The sequence below is a fragment of the Methanoculleus taiwanensis genome (assembly GCF_004102725.1).
Taxonomy (GTDB): Archaea; Halobacteriota; Methanomicrobia; order Methanomicrobiales; family Methanoculleaceae; genus Methanoculleus_A; species Methanoculleus_A taiwanensis.
The window spans coordinates 773,107-793,418 of the sequence record NZ_LHQS01000002.1; the positions used below are offsets into that span (position 1 = coordinate 773,107).

Annotated in this window: 21 protein-coding genes and 1 tRNA gene; 9 read left to right on the forward strand and 13 right to left on the reverse strand. The window is 62.6% G+C overall.

Annotation, left to right across the window (positions count from 1 at the left end):
- Positions 1–10: 10 nt before the first annotated feature.
- On the reverse strand, positions 11–382 hold the full coding sequence (locus ABH15_RS08590; RefSeq protein ID WP_128693936.1) for an ArsR/SmtB family transcription factor: 372 nt from the start codon (positions 380–382) through the stop codon (positions 11–13).
- A gap of 150 nt (positions 383–532) precedes the next feature.
- On the opposite strand from ABH15_RS08590, the gene ABH15_RS08595 reads away from it, so the two are divergent.
- Positions 533–1,075, forward strand: coding sequence for a putative zinc-binding protein (locus tag ABH15_RS08595; protein WP_128693937.1), 543 nt, complete (start codon positions 533–535; stop codon positions 1,073–1,075).
- Between the two features lie 195 nt (positions 1,076–1,270).
- Here ABH15_RS08595 and ABH15_RS08600 read toward each other — a convergent pair.
- Positions 1,271–1,355: transfer RNA gene (locus ABH15_RS08600), tRNA-Leu, on the reverse strand.
- 217 nt (positions 1,356–1,572) lie between these two features.
- Here ABH15_RS08600 and ABH15_RS08605 point away from each other — a divergent pair.
- Entirely contained in the window at positions 1,573–2,073 is a 501-nt protein-coding gene (locus ABH15_RS08605) for a regulator of amino acid metabolism, contains ACT domain protein (RefSeq protein WP_128693938.1), read from the forward strand.
- On the opposite strand, the gene ABH15_RS08610 is transcribed toward ABH15_RS08605, so the two are convergent.
- Genes ABH15_RS08610 through ABH15_RS08630 form a run of 5 tightly spaced genes read right to left on the reverse strand, consistent with a single transcriptional unit; the run spans position 2,066 to position 4,938 of the window.
- The gene (locus ABH15_RS08610; protein ID WP_128693939.1) at positions 2,066–2,539 is read right to left on the reverse strand and encodes an HDIG domain-containing metalloprotein; all 474 of its coding nucleotides are present in this window, start codon (positions 2,537–2,539) and stop codon (positions 2,066–2,068) included. The two genes, ABH15_RS08605 and ABH15_RS08610, sit on opposite strands and share 8 nt — an antisense overlap.
- Positions 2,532–3,053: a transcription factor E gene (gene tfe / locus ABH15_RS08615; protein ID WP_128693940.1), complete on the reverse strand. Its 522-nt coding sequence runs from the start codon at positions 3,051–3,053 to the stop codon at positions 2,532–2,534. Before tfe ends, ABH15_RS08610 begins: the two co-directional genes overlap by 8 nt.
- Positions 3,046–4,131 carry an ATP-grasp domain-containing protein gene (locus ABH15_RS08620; RefSeq protein WP_338323527.1) on the reverse strand — a complete coding sequence of 362 codons (1,086 nt, stop codon included), beginning with the start codon at positions 4,129–4,131 and terminating at the stop codon, positions 3,046–3,048. The genes tfe and ABH15_RS08620 overlap by 8 nt, the downstream gene beginning before the upstream one ends.
- 4 nt (positions 4,132–4,135) lie before the next feature.
- A complete protein-coding gene (locus ABH15_RS08625) occupies positions 4,136–4,660 on the reverse strand; it encodes a tRNA (cytidine(56)-2'-O)-methyltransferase (protein ID WP_128693941.1) in 525 nt (174 codons plus the stop codon).
- Positions 4,660–4,938 carry a MarR family transcriptional regulator gene (locus tag ABH15_RS08630; protein ID WP_128693942.1) on the reverse strand — a complete coding sequence of 93 codons (279 nt, stop codon included), beginning with the start codon at positions 4,936–4,938 and terminating at the stop codon, positions 4,660–4,662. The genes ABH15_RS08625 and ABH15_RS08630 overlap by 1 nt, the downstream gene beginning before the upstream one ends.
- A gap of 106 nt (positions 4,939–5,044) precedes the next feature.
- On the opposite strand from ABH15_RS08630, the gene ABH15_RS08635 reads away from it, so the two are divergent.
- Positions 5,045–5,440, forward strand: coding sequence for a hypothetical protein (locus tag ABH15_RS08635; protein ID WP_128693943.1), 396 nt, complete (start codon positions 5,045–5,047; stop codon positions 5,438–5,440).
- Positions 5,441–5,443: 3 nt separating this feature from the next.
- On the opposite strand, the gene ABH15_RS08640 is transcribed toward ABH15_RS08635, so the two are convergent.
- Genes ABH15_RS08640 through ABH15_RS08650 form a run of 3 tightly spaced genes read right to left on the reverse strand, consistent with a single transcriptional unit; the run spans position 5,444 to position 8,060 of the window.
- Positions 5,444–6,160: a UPF0280 family protein gene (locus ABH15_RS08640; protein WP_128693944.1), complete on the reverse strand. Its 717-nt coding sequence runs from the start codon at positions 6,158–6,160 to the stop codon at positions 5,444–5,446.
- On the reverse strand, positions 6,157–6,555 hold the full coding sequence (locus tag ABH15_RS08645; protein WP_128693945.1) for a 4Fe-4S dicluster domain-containing protein: 399 nt from the start codon (positions 6,553–6,555) through the stop codon (positions 6,157–6,159). The genes ABH15_RS08640 and ABH15_RS08645 overlap by 4 nt, the downstream gene beginning before the upstream one ends.
- Positions 6,552–8,060: a homocysteine biosynthesis protein gene (locus tag ABH15_RS08650; RefSeq protein WP_128693946.1), complete on the reverse strand. Its 1,509-nt coding sequence runs from the start codon at positions 8,058–8,060 to the stop codon at positions 6,552–6,554. The genes ABH15_RS08645 and ABH15_RS08650 overlap by 4 nt, the downstream gene beginning before the upstream one ends.
- Before the next feature lie 91 nt (positions 8,061–8,151).
- Between ABH15_RS08650 and ABH15_RS08655 the strand changes: the two genes are divergently transcribed.
- The 4 genes from ABH15_RS08655 to ABH15_RS08670 all read left to right on the forward strand — a co-directional run bounded on the left by ABH15_RS08655 (position 8,152) and on the right by ABH15_RS08670 (position 12,614).
- Complete coding sequence (locus tag ABH15_RS08655) at positions 8,152–8,859, forward strand: Nif3-like dinuclear metal center hexameric protein (protein WP_128693947.1); 708 nt, start codon at positions 8,152–8,154, stop codon at positions 8,857–8,859.
- Positions 8,859–9,176 (forward strand): SWIM zinc finger family protein, encoded by a 318-nt coding sequence (locus ABH15_RS08660; protein WP_128694337.1) that lies wholly within the window; start codon positions 8,859–8,861, stop codon positions 9,174–9,176. Before ABH15_RS08655 ends, ABH15_RS08660 begins: the two co-directional genes overlap by 1 nt.
- 62 nt (positions 9,177–9,238) lie before the next feature.
- Positions 9,239–11,980: an alanine--tRNA ligase gene (gene alaS, locus ABH15_RS08665; RefSeq protein ID WP_128693948.1), complete on the forward strand. Its 2,742-nt coding sequence runs from the start codon at positions 9,239–9,241 to the stop codon at positions 11,978–11,980.
- Positions 11,973–12,614: an ArsR/SmtB family transcription factor gene (locus ABH15_RS08670; RefSeq protein WP_128693949.1), complete on the forward strand. Its 642-nt coding sequence runs from the start codon at positions 11,973–11,975 to the stop codon at positions 12,612–12,614. The genes alaS and ABH15_RS08670 overlap by 8 nt, the downstream gene beginning before the upstream one ends.
- 301 nt (positions 12,615–12,915) lie before the next feature.
- Here the strand turns inward: ABH15_RS08670 and ABH15_RS08675 are convergent, their stop codons facing one another.
- Positions 12,916–14,220: a PEGA domain-containing protein gene (locus ABH15_RS08675; RefSeq protein ID WP_128693950.1), complete on the reverse strand. Its 1,305-nt coding sequence runs from the start codon at positions 14,218–14,220 to the stop codon at positions 12,916–12,918.
- 439 nt (positions 14,221–14,659) lie between these two features.
- Here ABH15_RS08675 and ABH15_RS08680 point away from each other — a divergent pair, with 439 nt between their 5' ends.
- Positions 14,660–16,309: an acyl-CoA synthetase gene (locus ABH15_RS08680; protein WP_128694338.1), complete on the forward strand. Its 1,650-nt coding sequence runs from the start codon at positions 14,660–14,662 to the stop codon at positions 16,307–16,309.
- Between the two features lie 32 nt (positions 16,310–16,341).
- On the opposite strand, the gene hisH is transcribed toward ABH15_RS08680, so the two are convergent.
- Complete coding sequence (gene hisH, locus ABH15_RS08685; protein WP_128693951.1) at positions 16,342–16,947, reverse strand: imidazole glycerol phosphate synthase subunit HisH; 606 nt, start codon at positions 16,945–16,947, stop codon at positions 16,342–16,344.
- A complete protein-coding gene (locus ABH15_RS08690) occupies positions 16,925–18,334 on the reverse strand; it encodes a phosphoadenosine phosphosulfate reductase domain-containing protein (RefSeq protein WP_128693952.1) in 1,410 nt (469 codons plus the stop codon). Before ABH15_RS08690 ends, hisH begins: the two co-directional genes overlap by 23 nt.
- A 465-nt stretch (positions 18,335–18,799) precedes the next feature.
- On the opposite strand from ABH15_RS08690, the gene ABH15_RS08695 reads away from it, so the two are divergent.
- Complete coding sequence (locus tag ABH15_RS08695) at positions 18,800–20,242, forward strand: PKD domain-containing protein (protein WP_128693953.1); 1,443 nt, start codon at positions 18,800–18,802, stop codon at positions 20,240–20,242.
- Positions 20,243–20,312 lie beyond the last annotated feature (70 nt).

Here is a 20,312-nt window from a genome sequence, read left to right on the forward strand (position 1 = left end):
CGCATCGCGTCTATTTCATAGAGCAGCCCGGCACTGCAGATGCGATCAGGCGGATCTTCGGAGCGGCGCTCTCGTTTATTTTATAGATCTTGTGGTTCGAACGGTAGTAGGACTCGATGAGCCCGCCGTCTCTGAGTTTCTTTACGTTATAGGATATAAGGTTCTGCGGCTTTTCAAGGACGTACCAGAATTCGCAGACGCAGTGATCCCGTTTCAGCAGCATCAGGATTATCTTCAGGCGGAGCGGGTGGTCGAGCAGTTTTATCAGCCGGGATAACTCCGTCACCGGCTCTTCCGAGAGCTTTTCTCTCTCCTTGCGGAGTTCGTCCTCCCAGTCGCTCCGCAGGGCACAATCGGCAGGACAGCAGCGGGCGGTCGCCATGGTACAAGGTTGACGGGCGAACCGAAAATGCTCTCGCCTGCAGGCGCCGGGGAATATAAAATCGTATCTTCCGGATTCGAAATAATTTGAAATCCGGTTCCGGGATATATATCCCCTCCCGCCTCACGCAACGTGCAGATGGTGCAAAACATGGAGTACGAAACTGCGACGATAGCAAAAGTGGCCGGAAAATGCCAGGCCTGCGAAGAGTACGCCCTGAAGAATTCGACCAACCCGCCGAAGGTAGCGGTGATGGCCTGCGAGGGAGCGTGTGCCCGGGGCGAGGTAGCCCGCCGTGCGGCAAACATGGTCGCCCACCGGCTTGCCCGGGACGAAACGGTGCGCATATGTCTCGGCGGCGCGTTCACGAAAGATACCGGTCAGCGGAACCTGGTGCGGCGGGCGGAGAAGGTAATTGCGATCGAGGGCTGTTTCATCAACTGTGCATCACGGATGATGGCGGGGGTCGTCCCCGGCCTTGAGCCGGAGATCGTGCGGGCGGATCTGATCCACGGCCTCGACCTTCCGTTCGGGATCGACGAGGTTGCGGACGAGATGTTCACCGTGTACGCATATACGGTCGCGGAGCGGGTGATCCGTGACCACGTGCGCGATGCTCCGGCAGCCGGGACATGCACCCCTCCCCCGGCGTGCTGCAACGCGGATGCTCCCTCTCCGGTAGAGGAGCCGTAGTGCCCTGCCCGTATCCCCTCTCTTCTTTCTCCCGGCACCGCTCGCCAGAACCGGACGGCGCGATGGCCGTGAGAGTATCTCTCCTCATCCGACCGGGATGCGCATTTTTCGGGGATAAAACGGGAGGACGCGGCACTATCATGTCGCATACGCTCGATAGGCGTAACAATACAAAAATCGGAACAGAACTGTGAATGCGAGGGGAGCGATTTGAACGCTCGGACCCCTACGAGACTAGGCCCTCAACCTAGCGCCTTTGACCTGGCTCGGCAACCCTCGCACTTGTCCTCTATATAGAATGCTGTACCCCCTAAAATAGATTGCCCTTTGTTCTCCGCTGACGGCCTTCCGGGAGTGCATAATCCTCCCGTTCTTCGCCGGTATGCATCCCGCCTTCCGCATGGAGTACTGCGGTGCCCGGGTGTAACCCCCGGAGCACGAACGGCCATGAGCCGGCATCGGTGTATATTTATCTGCATCTCTCAAACCTCTGGGCCATGTGGGCTGAAATCCTGCGGGAGTTCTCCGACTCGCCGTCCCAGTGCAGAGTGGTGCGTTTTCTGCTGGAGAACGGTTTCGGCGTCAACGAAGACGGCAGAATCGTATGCAACGATGTTGAGATTCCGGCGACGCATATCGGAAAAGCGATCGAGACCGACCGGCGCGTCGTGGACGCCACCGCCCGCCGCATCCTCGCCGTCCCCGCTCTCCGGAAGGTCTTCACGCATATGCGGGCGTCTCCGGATCTCTCCCAGGTCGCCGGGGCGCTCGATCTTTCGGTGATCACGCTCATCCCGAAGGACGCACAGCAGAAAGGGATCGTCGGCGCGGCGGTCGCGGTGCTCGTGAACCGCGAGCTCGCGATCAGGCAGATCTTCGTGACCGACCCGTACTATGCGGAAGAGCCGAAGCTCGTCATGATCCTCGACGAAAAAGTGCCGCCCGTGGTCTTCGAGGAGCTCCGTGCGCTTCCCCAGGTAAAACAGCTGATTATCTGAAGAGTTCCATCTCGAGATGCAGCCGGTACATCCGTTTTCTCATCTTTCTCGGGAGATCGATCGAGCGGAGGAGACGCTCTTCGATCGTGATCACCCGCGTCCCCTTCACCAGATTATCTGCGTGGGCGACGATCTTCTCTTCGATGGTGCGCGGCAGCGCATCGCGGGGCAGAAGCCCGAGCAGGGACGCCTCGTCCGCCGTCAGCCCGGCGCCGATATGCCGCTCGACGATCGCGGTGACCGGCGCAGGAAGACCGAACGAACGGCAGCACTCCCCTCCGGCCTCCGCGTGATCGAGCCCGTGCGTCCGTCCCCGTCCGATATCGTGGAGGAGTGCGCCCGCCGCCACGAGGTCTGCCCGCACCACCGGATCGGCGGCGAATGTCAGCGCAAGGTCGCGCACCGCCCGCGAGTGCGCGATGACGCCTTTGCTGCACCCTGCGCGCTTCAGGTACTCTTCAATCACTGCCGAGACTCTCTTTGATCTTCTGGACGCGCTTGTTCAGTGCGCTGACGAGGAGCTCGTTGTCGAAGTGGTCGAGCATCGTCTCGCAGTTCGGGCATTCGAAGTTCCAGTTCGCGGCGTCGGTGAAAGTATAGATGACGCCGCAGTCCTTGCACATGTAAAAGTCGTTGCGCTCCTCGAAGCTGAGCCGGGCGTCCAGGTGCTCGATGACGTTTCTGATATCCTCCTCGATGACGTCGTGGACGCGGTCGATCCGGAGGTGCCAGAGGTAGGTCAGCCAGCCCGTCTCGTTGTTCTTCAGCCTGCGGTACTCGGCGAGGCGCTTTTCGTAAAGCGTATACAGTGTGTGTCGGACAGTGTTGAGGTTGATGCCGGTCTTCTCGGCGAGATCCTCGTCGCTGTACTCTCCCTCTTCCGGAAAACGCTTGATGAGTTCTATCCCGTCGTCACCGATCATGCGGTGAATATATGCAGTGACGGCGGGTTCGCTCAGCAGATCAGCAACGCTAGCCATGCTCCATATATCTGCGGACGGTTGTAATATGTGTATCTAGCATCCGAAGAGCCTCCTCGCGGCTGCTCCCCCATCCGTAGACGCTCACGATCGCCTGCCCTTCCTCCACCTCCGTCCCCGGCCAGGGGATATCGGCGACGGCGGGGGCGAGGCTCGCAAGATCGGCGCGGATCACGCAGTCACGTTCGGCGAAGAGGATGCGCCGGACAGCGACGCATTTTTGCTCCGGCAGCCGTTCGGGAAGCCGTCCGCGGCAGGCGTCGACGTGCAGCTGAAAGACGCTTCTGCCGGTCGCCATCTCGACGGTGTCGAGCGTCGCCTGGAACCGGGGATTGATCTCGATCGCCCACGCGTCGCTCCCGAGCATGAAGTCGACGCCGACCGATCCGACGCAGCCGCTCGCACCGACGATCGCTTCGGCAATGCTCGCCATCCTGGCTGCGAACGGGTGGCCGGCCGGCGTGATCGAACCCGCAAAACCGTGCGCGGATGCGTTTGTGCCGCGGAGGAGCTGCTCGTTCGTCGCGACCGCGAGAGCCCTCGTCCCGTCGGCGATGCAGGAGACGCTCGCCGGCATGCCGTCGACGAGCTGCTGGGTTATATAGGGTGTATCCGGGAAGATCTCCTCCCAGTTTCGGCGTTCTTCGTCGGAGCGGACGACGGCGTTCCGCCAGCCTCCCGAGCCGCGGCGGGGTTTGAGCATGGCGGGATACGCGCCCTCGGCGGCAAGCGGCGGCACCGGGACACCCAGCCCCTCGAAAAACCGCTGGATCTCCATCTTATCGAGGTAGCGCTCGACCTTCGCCGGCGGCGTGCCGCAGAGGGGGATCGTCGTGCCGATCGCCTCGGCGCCGCTCGTCACTACCAGCATATCTATCGAGTGGCGGCGGGCCATCTCGATCACCCGGTCGTAGAGCTCGGCGAGCTCGTCGAATGTGCAGCAGTCCTTCGTATACCCCCGGAGATCCTGGTCGCAGAAGTGATCGACCGCACAGACCTCGTATCCGGCACGGTATGCGGACTGTGCCACGTGGCGCGTGGCAAACCCGGCAACGAGCACCCGTTCCTTCACGGCCACCCACTCACTTCTCGACCGTCTTCTTCCCGAGCCCGGACGGTTCGATCCTGATGGCGGCATCGGGGTACTCGCGGTTCAGCTCCGATCCCTCGAAGAGGTGGTCGAGGAAGAGGGCGAGGCTTGAGATCTCCGAGTGCGGTTGCGTGGTGACCGAGACGTTGTAGTCGGCCATCCCGTAGATGTCGCCCGGGACTTTCTCGGCCCCGACGACGACGAGCACTTTCTCGGCTTTCCGGACCTCGCCGATCACGTCGGTCATCCGGAGGCCGTACATGGTGAGGTGCACGACGATGCCGCCGCCCGCCTTCCAGTCCTCGATGCACCGCCGCCACGCGACTTTGTCTTCCGCAAAAAAGTCCCCGCCCCAGCGGTCGGCGACGTCGCGAATGCTCTTGACGACGCCGGAATCGTTCGCCGCAAGGTACATCCCGCGTGCCCCGAGGGCACGGGCCGCAAGTCCGACATGGGTCGTGACGCGCTGGTCGCGTTCCGGGCGGTGGCCGACGCGGAGAATAGCAACATCCGGCATTATCGATCGTTCCTGGCTTTGATAACCCCGTTCTCGATGACGAACGGCAGGTCTTCCATGGCATGCTTCAGCTTGCACGACATCAGGGAGTCCTGAATGGAGAGCACCCGCAGGAGTTCCCCGCTCTTCCCGATGAGATGATACCGTTCGAGCCGCTCGACCGAGGATGAAACGATTGAGGGGTCATACCCGGTGCCGGCGGCAAGGTCGTCGACGGTGATGCCGTCCTGCCCGGCGATCCGGTGATAGAGTAACCAGTCCAGGTCTTCTTCGCGCACATATAGTCTTTCTTTTACGAGTGCGATATAGTTTGTTCATAGGGGTCTCCGGAAGGCTTTTTCCGGCCGGAGTTCGTATGAGAAAGAGTATGCACCGGGGATTGAGATGACGACGGATTACTATGACCTTGCGGCTCTTGCCGACAATCTCTTCGCAGTCAGCGACGACGACGAAGAGAAACTGGCCGGACTGCTCGACGAGCTCGACGCCGGCGTGCGCCGGGAACTGCTCTCCTCCGACCTCCTGAACGCGTACCAGGTCTTTTACTACTACTTCCGCGAGACGCCGGACGAGCTCGTGCAGGACCGGCTGCTGCTGCACGCCGCGTCCGACCTCCGGCGCGGCCTCCTCATCGAGGAGTACGATATCTACGAGGTCATCCTCGCCGTGGAGGACGACCGGCCGGTGATCGTCGTCACCGACGGCGACGAGGAGACGGCACGGTTCTCCGGCCGCTCCGCATACCGCGACGTGATGGCGTATCTGGGCACGGAGGCGTGACGGCTACAGAACCCCCTGCCCCGCGGTGATCAGGCGTTCGCTGACGTCCGCCCGGACGATCCCGGGGAGGGCGCCCCACCGCAGGACCTGCTCGCCGAGGATCGCGAGCACACCGGTTACTGCCGACCCGGCGAGCGCGTCGAAGGGCCGGTCGTCGTCGGCACCCAGCCGGTTGCAGAGCCCGGTCGCCCAGGCGTCCGCCGCCGAGACGTCGGGTGAGAAGACGATGACGGCGTCGGCGACCCCGAAACTGACGGACGGCCCGACGGTCGCGGACGAGGTGCAGATCCCGAGGATCCCGTCCGGGGGCGGGACGACGAAGGCGAAACGGCTCGAGAGCGGCGAATCCCCGGCGTAGATCCCGACCCGCACCGGGCGGTCGGCCATGAGCGCGATATCGCCGCCGTTATCGACGACGCCGAACGCCGCCCCCGCCTTCTGCATGGCTTCAACACCCGCCCACGCTATCGTCCCGGCGACCGCGGCCATCGGGCCGACGCCGGCGGCATACCCGGCACGTGCCATCCGGGTAACGACCCGGGAATCGGAGGACGGCAGGTACGGCTCGAAAGTGGCGGCAAAAAAAGGATCGGAGGCGATATGCCGCTCGAGCTCCTGCCGTGCGGCGAGCATTCCCTCCTGTGCGGCCTCGATGTGAGACGGCTCTTTTGCGAGGATGGTCGCTATCGTCTCCCGGAACTGGAAATGTTCACGGATCATTGCTGCTGGGAGAGCGCCTGGTGGGGGCATGCCCGGATGCACTTTCCGCAGAGGACGCAGAGCCCTTCCCGGAGGTGTATCTTCCAGTCCTCATCGAAGTAGAAGACCTTCTGGGGGCAGACGCCGATACAGACGCCGCAGTCGATGCACTCCGTCTCGTCCCTGACGATGGCGTCCTCAAGCAGGCGGACGGTGATTCCCATCTCTTCCATGCGCCGCCGGATGAGGTCTGCGTCGGCGTCCGGCACGTCGATCAAGACCTCGCCTGCCGTCGAGTTGATGTTCGCCTTCTCGACGTTGATCAGAACGCCGGTCTCCTTGACGAGCCTCGCGATCACCGGCTGCCGGCCGGGGTCTTTCTCGCTCTTCCGCGAAAACGTCAGCAGGAGTTTCATCGCTGCCACCTCCCGCCGAAGAGCTTCCCGAGATCGATCGCCGAGAGGATGCCGACGACCCGGTTCTCCGTATCCACAACCGGAAGTGCGCTGATATTATTCCTCTCGAGTTTCTGTGCTGCGATATCGACGGGCTCCTCGGGGGTTGCCTTGAAGACCCTCTTCGTCATGATCTCCCGCACCAGGCGGTGCTTCCCGTCGCCGACGACGGCTTTTGAGATGTCGTAGGTCGTCACGATCCCGACCAGCACGCCGTTTTTGTCGAGAACCGGCAGATGATTCGTCTCGCCTTTGAGCAGTTTCTTCGCGGCCGTCCGTATCTCCTCGTCCTCGGTGATGCTGACGACCTTCTTGTTCATGATCTCCCGGACGCGGGGTGCCCGTGCGGTCTCCCGCATCGGGTTGGCTTTTCTGGTCGGGCTGATCCGCCGCGTGGGGAGTGCGAGTTCCATGCTTCCCGCCTCGATCCAGCGTTTTAGTTCGGCCGCGACCTCCCTGGCCTTCCGGTAGCTCGAGAGGGACGAGGTCTGCACCGTCTCGCCTCCTATCTCGACGCTGCCGCTCTTCAGATCCGCGTAGCTGACCTTCTTTACGGACGGGCGGTCGCGCCGCGGCACGCCGTAGTCGATGACGTCGGTCAGGATATCCTCGTCCCGGACCGCCGTGCTCCTGACGGTTTCGATGTCGATGACCGGAATTGGAACGCCGACGCCGATATAGAGGGTCACGCCGTAGCCGGTCATCACCGCACCGCGGAGGAACTCCTGGCGCATCTGTTTCATATCGCCCGTCACCATCAGGGTTCCAAACCCGCTTCCCGCAGAGTGCTGCGTGCCTTCGCCGATGACCATCCCCTGCGCCCCGCCGAGGAAGATCGGCACGCCGCTGCCGATGAGGCGGAACGCCGGGTCGTTCGGGAGTGGGGAGAGGGCTCCTGCGCCCGAGTAGGTGATATTGCCGCACTTCGGGAGCAGCGTTCCCATGTAGGTCGAGAGCGTCCGGTCGGTTGAGTTTATAGCGGCGTTGTAGCGCTGGTAGGAGTTCCTGGGGTTGACCATGATCGCCTGGTTCAGCTCTTCGAGAAGGAGCTCCGTCGTGATCGTACGCCGCGGGTAGCAGTCGGTTCCGTGAGACGTCGCCTTGAGCTCGACGGTGTTTCCGGCGACCAGATCCTCGAGGACGTGGGCGCCGCCGTACGCATCGCCGAGGCTCGCCGAACCCTGCGTTGCGCCGAGGTACGCGTCGACCGCGGCGATCCCGCCGTAGGCCTCCACGTCGTTGAGCCAGACCCGCTGCATCCGTATCGGGGGATCGGCATGTCCGAAGTTGAAGAACGCACCCGACGAGCACATTGCCCCGAATGTTCCTGTCGTGACGACATCGACCTCGTTAAGCGCTCCCTCCTCCCCGAGTTCGTCGACGATGGCGGGCATCTCTTCGGCCGTGACGACCCGTGCGCTGCCATCGCGGATTCGGGAATTAATGATCGCGAGGGATTTTTCCATGAGTATATGTCCTCATGAGAATATTTATAGGTGTTGGCTATTACTTTGAGTAATATGACGTATTTTATCCGATGGTTGCACAGGAATACGTATGGATATTGGCAGGTTTATCCAGGAGATGGAACGGGTTGCTCCCCCGTGCCTCGCTGAAGAGTTCGATACCGGGCGTATCGGGCTTATCGTCGAGGGGAGGACGGAGATCGGGACGGTCGCTGCCGCTCTCGACGCCACACCGGCCGTCGTCGACAGAGCCATCGCTCTCAGGGCGGATATGCTGGTCGTGCACCACACGCCGCTCTGGCAGCCGGTCAGCGCTGTCCGGGGCGGAACGATGCACCTCCTCCGCCGGATCCTCGGTGCGGAGCTGAACCTCTACGTCATGCACACGAACTTCGACCGTGCCCCGGGCGGGGTCAACGACACCCTCGCCTCGATCCTCGGCCTTACGAATACCGCCCCCCTCTCGCTTGGCGTCGTGGGGGACTGCCGCCTCTCCCTTGAGGAGATCCGAGGGCTCCTCCCGCCGGGGGGGCTACGCATCTTCGGCGAGATCGATACCCTTCACCGGCTCGCCGTCGTCGGCGGGAGCGGGTTTGACCCGGCGATCATCGGTGAAGCGGCAGTCCTCGGAGCGGATGCATTCCTCTCCGCCGAGCTGAAACACAGCGTCGGGCGGGCAGCTCCCATTCCCTGCATCGAGGCGACGCACTACGCTCTCGAGGCACCGGCGATGGAAGCACTTGCGGCCCGCATGAGCTGGCATTTTATCCCCGATCCACCATACGTGGTACTGCTGTGATGAACGAACTGTGGCCGGGTGCCGACCGGGAGTGCATTCTCGATGCGGAGTACCGCGACCGTATCGTCCGGGCGCACAGAGAGCGGGGGCGCAAAGCCCTCCGGGCGGTGGAAGAGGGACGGGTGAAACGCTACCTCGACTTCTTCGTCGTCGTCGGGCGGAGCGACGAGTACGTCGTGGAAGCGGACTTCTGCACCTGCAGCGATTTCGTCTTTCGCGGCTGCGAGTGCTGGCACATTCTCGCCGTCCGGATAGCGGAGGAGACGGGGCTTTTTGAGCCGTTCGATATCTGGTATCAGGACACCTGGAAGCCGTAATCGGTCGAGTCCAAACACATTTATCGTTCGCAGAAGAATAGATTATTAATACGTGATTCTCAATGCTCGAAGAAGAATATACGCTTGACTATTTTAAATCCCAGGGCCTTGAGCGGAAGGTATGCAAAAAGTGCGGGGCGGCATTCTGGACACGGGATCCGGAACGGGAGTTCTGCGGAGACGCTCCCTGCGTGCACTACGACTTCATCGGTAATCCGGTCTTCACCCCCCACACCGTCGATGAGATGCGCGAAGCATTTCTCTCCTTCTTTGAACGCCACGGGCATACACGGCTCGAACGCTATCCGGTGGCCGCCCGGTGGAGAGACGATATCTATCTGACGATCGCATCCATCGCAGACTTCCAGCCCTATGTGACGAGCGGCGTCGTGCCGCCCCCGGCAAACCCGCTGACCATATCCCAGCCCTGCATCCGGCTTAATGATCTCGATTCGGTTGGCCGGTCAGGCCGCCACCTGACGCAGTTTGAGATGATGGCGCACCACGCCTTCAACACCCCGCACGAGGATATCTACTGGAAGGACGAGACGGTCGCTCTCTGCGAGGAGTTCATCGCCTCTATCGGGGGCAATCTCGATGCCGTCACCTATAAGGAACACCCGTGGATCGGCGGCGGCAATGCCGGGCCTTCCGTTGAGGTGCTGATCGGCGGACTCGAGGTCGCGACGCTCGTCTTCATGAACCTCGGGCGGCAGAAGACTGCCCGCCCGCCTATCGAACTCGAAGGTACTCCCTACTACCCGATGGATCTCCGGATCGTCGATACCGGGTACGGCCTTGAACGGTTCGTCTGGGCGTCCCGGGGTTCGCCGACGATATACGATGCGGTCTTCCCCGAGATGGTGAGCCGCCTGATGCACTCGGCAAACCTCGAGTATCTCCTCGACAACGACGAGTTCACGACGATCCTCGGGATGAACGCCCGGTTTGCCGGCGTCATGGATATCTCGGGAACGAACCTCATCAACCTCCGGAGGAGGGTGGCGGAGGCGATCGACGTCCCGATCGAGAAGCTCGAGCGGATGATCGGCCCCATCGAGAAGGTCTACGCCGTCGCCGACCATACCCGGTGCCTCGCCTACATGCTCGGCGACTGCATCGTCCCGTCGAACGTCCGCGAGGGATACCTCGCCCGCCTGGTGCTCCGCCGGACGCTCCGGATGATGAACGATCTTGCGATGGACGAGGATATCGCCGACCTGATCGAGCAGCAGATGCGGATCGTGGGCCTGGACTCCTTCGACCAGGATCTCGACGTCGTCCGGGAGATCGTCGGAAACGAGGTCGGCAAGTACGCGACCACGCTCGAGCGCGGAACCCGCACCGTCCAGAAGCTCGCGAAGACCTACACGCAGAAGCAGGAGCCCATCCCCCTCGCCGAGGTGATCACGCTCTACGACTCGCACGGCATTCCGCCCGAACTGGTCAGAGAGGTTGCCGGAGCCGAGGGAGCCACCGTCGAGGTGCCCGACAACTTCTACTCCCTGATCGCCGATCTCCACTCCGAGTCGCAGAAGGATGAGGGAACCGACCCGCTTGCCGCATACCGCGAGCGGGCGGACGCGCTCCCGCCGACGAAGAAGCTCTACTACGAGCAGACAGCGGAGATCGAGTTCGAGGCGATGGTGCTCGACCAGTTCGACGGCTATGTCGTCCTCGACCAGACGCTCTTCTATCCGGAAGGCGGCGGCCAGCCGTCCGATACCGGAACCCTCGTCACCTCGGACAGCATGGTCAGGGTCGACGAAGCCGTCAAGCTCGGCGAGGTCATCCTGCACCACACCAGGGGCGGGAGCCTGAAACGGGGCGAGCGGGTCAAGGGCATGGTCGACGAGGAGCGGCGCCGGTCGCTGATGCGGCACCACACGGCGACGCACGTCCTGCTTCACGCCGCAAAGGAGGTGCTCGGAGCGCACATCCACCAGGCCGGCGCCCAGAAGGGAAGCGAGACCTCGCGGCTCGATATCAGGCACTACCGCCACATCACGCCCGATGAACTGAAACGGATCGAGGTGGCCGCGAACCGGATGGTGATGGCCGATCTTCCGATCGCCATCCGGATCGAGGAGCGCACCAAAGCCGAGCAGAAGTACGGGTTCACCCTCTACCAGGGAGGCGTGCCTCCCGGACGGGATATCCGGACGGTGCAGGTCGGCGGCGACGTCCAGGCGTGTGCGGGAACGCACTGCCGCACGACCGGCGAGATAGGGCCGATCGCGATCGTCACCGTCGAGCATATCCAGGACGGCGTCGAGCGGATCGTCTTTGCCGCGGGTGTGGCGGCGGTCCACTACATGCAGCACGTCGGCGATCTCCTGAATAGTGCCGCCGACGTGGTGAGCGTCCAGCCCGAGTACCTCCCGGCAACGGTGACCCGGTTCTTCTCGGAGTGGAAGGAGCAGAAGAAGGAGATCGAGCGGCTGGCGCAGAAGGTCGTCGAGCTCGAGAAGAAGGACCTCGAAGGAGAGGTCGTCGGCGGCGTGCAGGTCGTCGTAAAAAGGATCGATGCGGCCGCAAAAGAGCTCGTCGCCCTTGCGGGCAGCATCGCGGAGGCGGGCGGTGTCGCCCTCCTCGTCGGCGTAAACGAGAAAGCGACCGTCGTTGCGACGAGCGGTAATCCGGCCGTCAATGCGGCGGATATCGTGAAGGAAGTCACCGGCATCCTCGGCGGCCGTGGCGGCGGGAAACCGAACCTCGCCCAGGGCGCCGGGCCCGATACGTCCCGGGTCGAGCAGGCGCTCGAGACAGGGCGACAGCAGATCATCGAAGCACTCCATGGCTGAAGACGTTGTTGTACTTCAATCCGGCGACGAGCGGGCGCAGAGGATCGCCAAAGCCATGGCGAGCCAGACCGCCAACGATATGATCCAGGCGTTCGGCGCACGGTCGATGTCCTCGACGGAGGTTGCCGGGCACCTCAAGATCCCGGTGACGACGGCGACCTACCATATCGAGAACCTGCTCGACGCCGGGATCCTCGAGGTGACCGATACCCGCTGGAGCAAGAAAGGGCGCGAGGTCAAGGTCTACGGTCTCACGAACCAGGTGCTGATCATCGCGCCGCCGGTGAGCGATCTCCGGTCGGTCTTACAGAAGTATACGGCGCTCTTTGCGATCGTCGCACTCGCGAGCCTCGCCCTCCTCGGTATCCTGCCGGTGCTCCTCCCCGGGAGCGACGGTGCCATGCCGGCGCCGACGGCGGCACCGCTTATGGGGGCCGGGGAAAAGGCGGCCGATCAGTTCGGGATCACCGAGTCGAGAGTTGCTAACGTTCCCTTCGCTTCCATCTCCATCCACGATCTCGTGATGGCGTTCTTCTTCGGCGGATGCCTCGTGGTCTTTGCGCTGATGATCTACGAGATCCACTACTGGTGGCGGTCGTCGCCCGGCTATGCCGCCCGAAGAAAGAATAACTGATACTCTTTTTTGCCCCTCTGTTCGTTTCCGGAGGTGCGGTTCATCCTCCCCATATGGTAGGAACCATCCGCGGAGAGATCTGCTGCACTGCACGGATCAGGGCTATCGCACCGGGCGGGTGAGCAGCCCCAGTCCTGCCGGCGTGTTCCGGGATACATCCGCCTGAGCATGGCCAAACCTCGGGCTACCGGATCACTGTTTCTGCGCTGCCCACCAGCGAGGAGGGGGCACAGGGCTTCATGAACACCGGGTGAAAGGCCGTCTGCCGCTTCCGGCATGACGTGAAAAAAGAGAGTGTTTTTTACATCCGTTTCCGGACGACGAAGATCATGCCGAGGACTGCAAGAGCGCCGAGCGCCGCGAAGGGCAGTGCACCGGACTGGGTCGGGGTTGTGACCGGGTTTAAGGATGCCGAGACGTAGCTCGTGCTGTCGGCGTTCACCTGCACGCTGTCGGACCAGTCCTGGTAGCCGGAGACCTGCACCTTCACGACGTGCGACCCTGTGGAGACGCCCGTCAGGGTCAGGGGGGAGACGCCCTTATAGGCGTTGTCGAGGTAGACGTTCGCACCTGCAGGCGAGGACGAGACTGAGATCGAACCGGCCGGGCCCGGCGGGAGCGGGGTCATCGCAGCGTTGATGGGTGTGGTCGTGCCGGACTGGACGGTCACGGAGGTCGAGTACTCCTGGTAGCCGGAGAGCGACAGGGTCACCGTGTGGCTTCCCGCGGTGACGCCGCTGACGACGAGCGCCTGGGTGGCGGAGGTCTGTCCCTGGTAGACACCGTCAACGGAGACGCTTGCACCGGTGGGCGACGAGCTGACGGAGATGTATCCGGGGTTCTGCGCCGGGATCGGGTTCATCTGAGCGTTCACGTACGAGGTGACGCCGGGGGAGACCGTCACGGTCGTCTTCCAGTCGTAAAAGCCGTTCATGTCGAGCTCGATGACGTGGCTCTTTGCAGAGACGCTCGAGAGGGTCAGGGGCGTCTTGCCCTTGTAGGAGGCGTCCATGTAGACGTAGGCGCCCGACGGGTTCGAGGAGATGACGATCGATCCCGGCTGCGCGATGGCCTGCAGCGGGAAGAGGACGTTCGTCGTCTGGCCTGCACTCACCGAGACGGTCGTCGGGTAGGGCTGGTAGCCGCTCATGTCCGCTTCAATCTGGTAGCTGCCCGGGGTGACGCTGCTGATCGTCAGCGGGGTGACGCCGCGGTAGTTGCCGTTTAAGTAGATGGCAGCTCCCGAGGGGGTCGAGGTCGCATAGATCGAACCGCTCGTTGCCAGAGGGTTCAGCGTGACGTAGACGTCGACGGTCTCTCCTGCGGCAGGTTCGCCCGGAAGGCCTCCGGCCGCCGACTGGTAGCCCGGCATCTCGAGCCGGTAGGCCTGGTACGGAGTTCCTGTCGTGTAGACCGGTACCGAGAGGACACCCTGGGCGATCTCGCCCTTGTATCCGCCGTCGATATAGACTGATGCACCGTTGACGTTGCAGTGGAAGGTGTACCAGCCTTCGCTCCCCCCGATGCTCGCTGCCGAAGCTGTGGAGGCACCGGCACAGAGGACGAGCAGGGCCAGTCCGATAATTGCTGTTCGGTTTGTTATCATTCTTCTCTCTCCGAAAAATACAATTATGAGGTATTGTTTTTGCTCTATTATTCCTTTCTATAACTTTTCTTGAAAATCTATTCGTTATACGGGATATCGGGTGATTTAATCCCTTATCCGGGACGCGCCTCCCCGGAGACGCAGAAGGGCCCTACCTGCTGGTATGCATCTGCCCGGGGGGCATGTGGTGCAGGAACAAATGAAAACAGTAATTATCTGCACCACCGACCTGTTCTGCATGGTGCGATATTCGGTCACTATGCACGATGCCCTTGCCGGGAGGATCGACGAGGCGCGTGAAACCCGCGGTCTCTCCCGCTCGGAATGGATCAACGAGGTCTGCAGATCCTTCCTCGACGGTGCACCCACCTTCGGCGACCAGAGAGCGATCGCGGCCTCGCCCGGCAACGGGGGTGCGGTCTCCGGGAAGAAGCATGCTATGGACGATTATGACGAGACGTGCGCGGACTTCTCGATCCACGTTCCGAAGTACTTCAACTTCGGCTACGACGTCATCGACCGGTGGGCGGAGACCGACCGGAACAAGCTCGCGATGATCTGGGTGAACCAGGAAGGGGAGGAGAAGAAGTACTCCTTCCGGGACTTGAAGAACCTCTCGAACGGGGCGGCGAACATTCTGCTGAAGTACGGGATCATGAAGGGCGACCGCGTCATGCTCATGCTCCCCCGGGTGCCGGAGTGGTGGATCTTCGTCCTCGCCCTCACGAAGCTCGGTGCGGTCTTCTGCCCCTGCCCGACGATGCTGACGCCGAAAGACATCAAGTACCGGGTCAATGCCGGGAAGTTCAAGATGGTCATCACGAACAGCGAGAACGCGGAGAAGGTCGACGCGATCTGCGACGAGTGCCCGACCCTGACGAAGCGGTTCCTGGTGGACGGCGAACGGCCGGGGTGGGCGAGCTACCCGCACGAGATCGACTATCCCGCACGGGTATCGCACCACTCGGTGAGTATGCCCGTCGAGAGGAAGACCAAGGCCACCGATCCGATGCTGATCTACTTCACCTCGGGGACGACCGGGCAGGCGAAGATGGTGCTGCACGATCAGAGCTACCCGCTCGGCCATATCGTGACCGCCGGGCTCTGGCAGGACGTCAACGAACACGACCTCCACTTCACCTTCTCGGATACCGGGTGGGCGAAGTGCGCCTGGGGCAAGATCTTCGGGCAGTGGATCCAGGGTGCCTGCCTCTTCATCTACGATATCAAAGGCCGGTTCGAGGCGACGGAACTCCTCCCCCTCATCGAGAAGTACGAGGTCACCACCCTCTGCTGCCCCCCGACGGTCTACCGGATGCTGATCCTCGCCGACCTCGACAAGTTCGATTTCCGCGACCTGCGCCACTGCTGCAGTGCGGGCGAGCCGCTCAACCCCGAGGTTATCCGGGTCTGGAAGGAAGGGACCGGGCTTACCATCTACGAGGGCTATGGCCAGACCGAGACGGCCTGCTGTATCGCGACGTTCCCGTGCATGAAGAATAAACCGGGCTCGATGGGAAAACCGTCCCCGGGATGGCATATCGAACTCCACGACGACGACGGCACTCCGGTCGGCGTGCGCAAGGAAGGAAGGATCGCGATCAAGCTCGACCCCCGGCCGCCGGGGCTCTTCGTCGAGTACCTCGACAACCCGGACGCGAACCGGGAGTCGTTCGTGAACGGCTACTACTACACCGGCGATAAAGCCTACATGGACGAGGACGGCTACTTCTGGTTCGTCGGCCGCGACGACGACGTCATCAAGAGCTCCGGGTATCGTATCGGCCCCTTCGAGGTCGAGAGCGCGCTCCTCGAGCACCCGGCGGTGCAGGAGTCCGCCGTCGTCGGGTCGCCCGATCTCCTCCGCGGGATGATCGTCAAGGCGTTCGTCGTCTTGAACCCGGGGTTCGAGCCCTCCGAGTCGCTGGTGAGGGATCTGCAGGGATACGTGCGCCGCACGACCGCCCCCTACAAGTACCCCCGGTCGATCGAGTTCGTGAAGGAACTCCCGAAAACCCTCTCCGGCAAGATCCAGCGGAACATTCTCCGGGAGCAGGAACTGAAGCGCAGCGCGAATAACCAGGAATAACTTTTTTCCGAAAAGAATGGATCTGCTGCTCTTCAGCAGATGAGATCGATAAAGTTTTCAAGAAGCCGAAGCCCCACGGCCCCGCTCTTTTCAGGGTGGAACTGCACGCCGTAGGTGGTGGCGTTCCGGATGGACGAGGCGAACGGGCAGATGTACTCGGTCGACGTCAGCGTATGTTCGGGCGTGGTCGAGGCGTAGAAGGAGTGGACGAAGTAGACGTAACTCTCGGGCGGGAACCCGTCGAAGAGCGGATCGGCCGCTTCGATCCGGATGGTGTTCCAGCCCATGTGCGGCACTTTCATGCCGGGGACGGCCGGAAACCGTTTCACTTCGCCCGGCACCAGCGCCAGGCCCCGGTGGTTCCCGTGCTCCTCGCTCGAGTCCATGAGCATCTGCATCCCGAGGCAGATCCCGAGCAGCGGCACCTCTCTGCTCGAGGCGAGCACCGTGGCTTTGAGGTCGCCGAGCATCTCCATGCCTTCGCGGAAGGCGCCGACACCGGGGAGGACGATGCCGTCCGCGGATGCTATGACCTCCGGATCGGCGGTGATCGTCGCGTCCGCTCCTGCCCGCTCAAGCCCCCGGTAAACGCTCCGGAGGTTCCCGACACCGTAATCAATTATAGCTATCTTCTTCATCCTGACCGCCTCTCCTGCGCCAGAGCCCGTCGTCCACCCATGCAGAGGGGAGTTCCTGGCGTTCCTGCCATCCTCGCAGGCGTTCCGTCCAGTCCGCCCAGAGATCCGGGCAGGTCTCCTCGATCATCTGCAGTGTTGCCATGTCGCTCGAGGGGCACATAAAGCAGCCGATTCTGTCAAGCCCCTGCTCATAGAGCCGGTTGTAGGGCGCCTGTTTCTGGAAGATGTAGAGCCAGACGTGCATCGCTGTCCACGTCTGGATCGGCGCTGCGGAGAGCTGGTTCCTGACGTGGCTGTTCCTCCAGACCCGCCGGCTCTGCATCCTCTTGACCGACTCGTACTTCCGCTGGCCGATGAACGAGAGGCATTCGCCCCAGTGCTCGTCGATGAGGTGGGCGACGGGGTGGAGTTTGCAGACCTTGCAGCACCACCGGAAGTCGACGGCAGGCGGCCCCTGCTCGTCGAAGGTCTTCCAGAAGTTTGCGGACTCGTTGATCCGGATGACCGGGAGGTCGTAGCACTCCGCGACGTCGTCGATGTTCTCGTAGGTCTCGGGGAACTCGAGCCCCGTGTCGGCGAAGATAAGGGGCACCTTCCCGATCGCCTCGAGGACGACGAGCAGCGTTGCGAGACTGTCTTTCCCGCCCGAATACGAGACGGTCGGCTGGATGGCGGGATTCTTATCGATGACGTCCCGCACGAACTCGACGGCCGATCGCTCGAACTTCTCGAGGATATCGGCGTTGGCGGCGACGGCCGTATCCCAGGTTGCCTCTCCCGGGACACAGGTCGCCGGGAAGTTCTTGCGTGTCCGGATGACCGTTCCGCGCTCCATTCCTTCGGTATCGGCAGCGCTCGCCTTCGCCCGCCCGACACCGATGCACTCGCCGCCCCGCGTGAGGATGAAGACCTCGTCGCCGACCGCGACCGCCGGGTCGATGGCGACGAGACCGGGGGCGAGGAGGCTTGCTCCTTCGTCACGGATCGAGGGGACGGCGCCGTCGTCGACGACGACGTAGCGTTTCGCCGGCGTCATGTAGGCGGCGGCATGCGGCCGGGGCAGCGGTTCCCAGCGGTCCTCGGCCGGGAGATAGCGCACGGCGCCGACGACCGCACCGCCCATGACGATCTCGTCCATCCGGTCGTCCGAGGGCACCTTGTTCAGCAGCGCCAGGTGGCCGTCGGGGATGAGGGGGGCGCCGAAGTACTCCTGGTAGATCCGGTTGATCCGGTCGATATCGTCCGGGAAGGCCGGGCGTGCATCCCCGGGCGGCGTTACGGAGACCGGCCGTGTCGCGGCGCCGCAGGCGCAGGTCTCCGCCATCACCGGTGCGTGGCAGGCGTCGCACCAGCGGAGCAGGATCTTTCCTAAATAAATGCGGGGCATATATCCTCTGATCTTTGGTTTCGGCGAAGATAAGTATTGGTGGCTGCGTGTATTCCTGCAGACCGGTGCCGGGGTCGGCAGGCGAATGTCCTCTCCGCCCCGATCGCCGGGATGCCCTCCCCTGTCTCCTACCGGGAGCACCCGATCTCCGGCGGTGCGGGAAAGAGTGCATCCACGCTTCCGCACCGAAAGCACGGATCCGTATTTTTCCCGGTGCGAATGCTCCGTAACCGTTCTTCACGACGTATAAAACTTCGGAAGGGATTAATACCCCCTTCTCTAACAACAGGTTGTCGGACGAGTGCATCGCGATCTCCCGGAAACGATCGAGGGCAGACCCTCTTCGGGACGGTGTGTGGGCGATCCGACCTCAGCGGGAATGGTTTCACTGTTCTTACCACGGCCTTCAGTTCTTTCTCTCCCGCCTCTCCCCGGTAGTATCCGCTCTGGACTGGTGGATTATTCATGAATTCGTACCGAACCTCAATTATCATCGGCTGTAGTATCCTGGTAGTGATGGGTCTTCTCTGCGCTCCCTCTGCAGCGCAGACCGTTGCCTCTGGCGGCACCGTCTACGTCGGCGAAGAGAACCTCGACCTGACCGGGCTCGACCCGATGATTGTCCAGCTTGTACACTACAGCGACTTTGCGGCGGGTGCTGTCGATAACAGCATCGATGTGGCGACTCCCTCCGATTTTGATCTCCTTGCGGCGGATGTCGGCAGCGTCACCGGCGCCTACTACGTATGGAATGCAACCGGCCCGGTCAAACCGGACATCTATGTTGACGTTCAGGTGCCCCTCGACTCCGACCCGGTCTCTCTTGCGGCTCCTCTGCCCCCCCTTCCCATCCTTCCCTGCAGTTTCTTCGGCAGGGTTACGGTGAACGGCGACCCGGCCGCTCCGGGAACCGTCATCACCGCGTGGATCAACGGCAGTGAGCGGGGATCCCTGACCACGACCGAATCCGGGATATACGGCGGGAGCGAGGGGCCTGACCCGAAGCTGCTCGTCCAGGGTCCCGGAACTGATGTAGGGCAGACGATAACATTCCGGGTGGACGGCATTGAAGCAGATGAAAGAAGCACCTATATCGAAGGAGACGTTCGGGAGCTGGATCTCTCTGTTGAGTTCGTCGAATCGAATTTCACCGCGAACGCCACCGCCGGCCCCGTACCGCTTGCCGTGCAGTTCACCGACACCTCTATCGGCGACCCGACGGTGTGGAACTGGTCGTTCGGCGACGGTGCCACCTCGGCCGAGCAGCACCCGGTGCACACCTATACGGCAGCGGGCACCTACACGGTGAACCTGACGGTGACCGCTGCCCTCGAGAGCAACGCTGTGACGAAGGCGGGCTATATCACCGTCTATGCTGCCGCACCGCTCGTTACCGATCCCGCGGCGGCGCCTGCCATTATCCCGACCGACACCGACGGCATCCCCGGCACGGGTGAGAGAACTATGCTCTCCGTGGCGGTGACCGGCGCAGGCATCGCCTCGGTGACGGTGAACCTCTCGGCGATCGGCGGGTCGTCCGTAGCACCAATGATCGACGCCGGAAACGGCACCTGGACGATGAGCACTGCAGCAACGGTGCCGTCACCGTTTGTGGATGGCGCCTATCAGCCGGTGCTCCTCCCCATGAACGCGACCGACCAAAACGGCATCAGCAACACCTCGGTCTCGATCCCGCTCATGGTCGTGCGGAACGGGGATGCGAACCAGGATAACCGGGTCACGCTCTACGACGCCGTCTACATTGCCCGGCACACGCTCGAGATGGAAGGGTACCCGATGACCGGGAGCGTCGGGATGGTCTCGGGCGGCGAAGCACTCTCGCTGCCTGACGCAATGTACCTCGCAAAGCACCTCCTCGGGATACTTGGGTACGGGACGCTCCACTGATACGGGCCTGCGGCCACCCGCACCCTTTTTCTGAAACCGGTTTCCTCCTGCGTCGCACCCCCGGTTCCGG

What these genes read in the sequence shown, in the direction of transcription:
- ABH15_RS08590 (WP_128693936.1), bottom strand. Translation starts at nt 382, where the DNA reads ATGGCGACCGCCCGCTGCTGTCCTGCCGATTGTGCCCTGCGGAGCGAC.
- ABH15_RS08595 (WP_128693937.1), top strand. Translation starts at nt 533, where the DNA reads ATGGAGTACGAAACTGCGACGATAGCAAAAGTGGCCGGAAAATGCCAG.
- ABH15_RS08605 (WP_128693938.1), top strand. Translation starts at nt 1,573, where the DNA reads ATGTGGGCTGAAATCCTGCGGGAGTTCTCCGACTCGCCGTCCCAGTGC.
- tfe (WP_128693940.1), bottom strand. Translation starts at nt 3,053, where the DNA reads ATGGCTAGCGTTGCTGATCTGCTGAGCGAACCCGCCGTCACTGCATAT.
- ABH15_RS08625 (WP_128693941.1), bottom strand. Translation starts at nt 4,660, where the DNA reads ATGCCGGATGTTGCTATTCTCCGCGTCGGCCACCGCCCGGAACGCGAC.
- ABH15_RS08635 (WP_128693943.1), top strand. Translation starts at nt 5,045, where the DNA reads ATGACGACGGATTACTATGACCTTGCGGCTCTTGCCGACAATCTCTTC.
- ABH15_RS08640 (WP_128693944.1), bottom strand. Translation starts at nt 6,160, where the DNA reads ATGATCCGTGAACATTTCCAGTTCCGGGAGACGATAGCGACCATCCTC.
- ABH15_RS08645 (WP_128693945.1), bottom strand. Translation starts at nt 6,555, where the DNA reads ATGAAACTCCTGCTGACGTTTTCGCGGAAGAGCGAGAAAGACCCCGGC.
- ABH15_RS08650 (WP_128693946.1), bottom strand. Translation starts at nt 8,060, where the DNA reads ATGGAAAAATCCCTCGCGATCATTAATTCCCGAATCCGCGATGGCAGC.
- ABH15_RS08655 (WP_128693947.1), top strand. Translation starts at nt 8,152, where the DNA reads ATGGATATTGGCAGGTTTATCCAGGAGATGGAACGGGTTGCTCCCCCG.
- ABH15_RS08660 (WP_128694337.1), top strand. Translation starts at nt 8,859, where the DNA reads ATGAACGAACTGTGGCCGGGTGCCGACCGGGAGTGCATTCTCGATGCG.
- alaS (WP_128693948.1), top strand. Translation starts at nt 9,239, where the DNA reads ATGCTCGAAGAAGAATATACGCTTGACTATTTTAAATCCCAGGGCCTT.
- ABH15_RS08670 (WP_128693949.1), top strand. Translation starts at nt 11,973, where the DNA reads ATGGCTGAAGACGTTGTTGTACTTCAATCCGGCGACGAGCGGGCGCAG.
- ABH15_RS08675 (WP_128693950.1), bottom strand. Translation starts at nt 14,220, where the DNA reads ATGATAACAAACCGAACAGCAATTATCGGACTGGCCCTGCTCGTCCTC.
- ABH15_RS08680 (WP_128694338.1), top strand. Translation starts at nt 14,660, where the DNA reads ATGGACGATTATGACGAGACGTGCGCGGACTTCTCGATCCACGTTCCG.
- hisH (WP_128693951.1), bottom strand. Translation starts at nt 16,947, where the DNA reads ATGAAGAAGATAGCTATAATTGATTACGGTGTCGGGAACCTCCGGAGC.
- ABH15_RS08690 (WP_128693952.1), bottom strand. Translation starts at nt 18,334, where the DNA reads ATGCCCCGCATTTATTTAGGAAAGATCCTGCTCCGCTGGTGCGACGCC.
- ABH15_RS08695 (WP_128693953.1), top strand. Translation starts at nt 18,800, where the DNA reads ATGAATTCGTACCGAACCTCAATTATCATCGGCTGTAGTATCCTGGTA.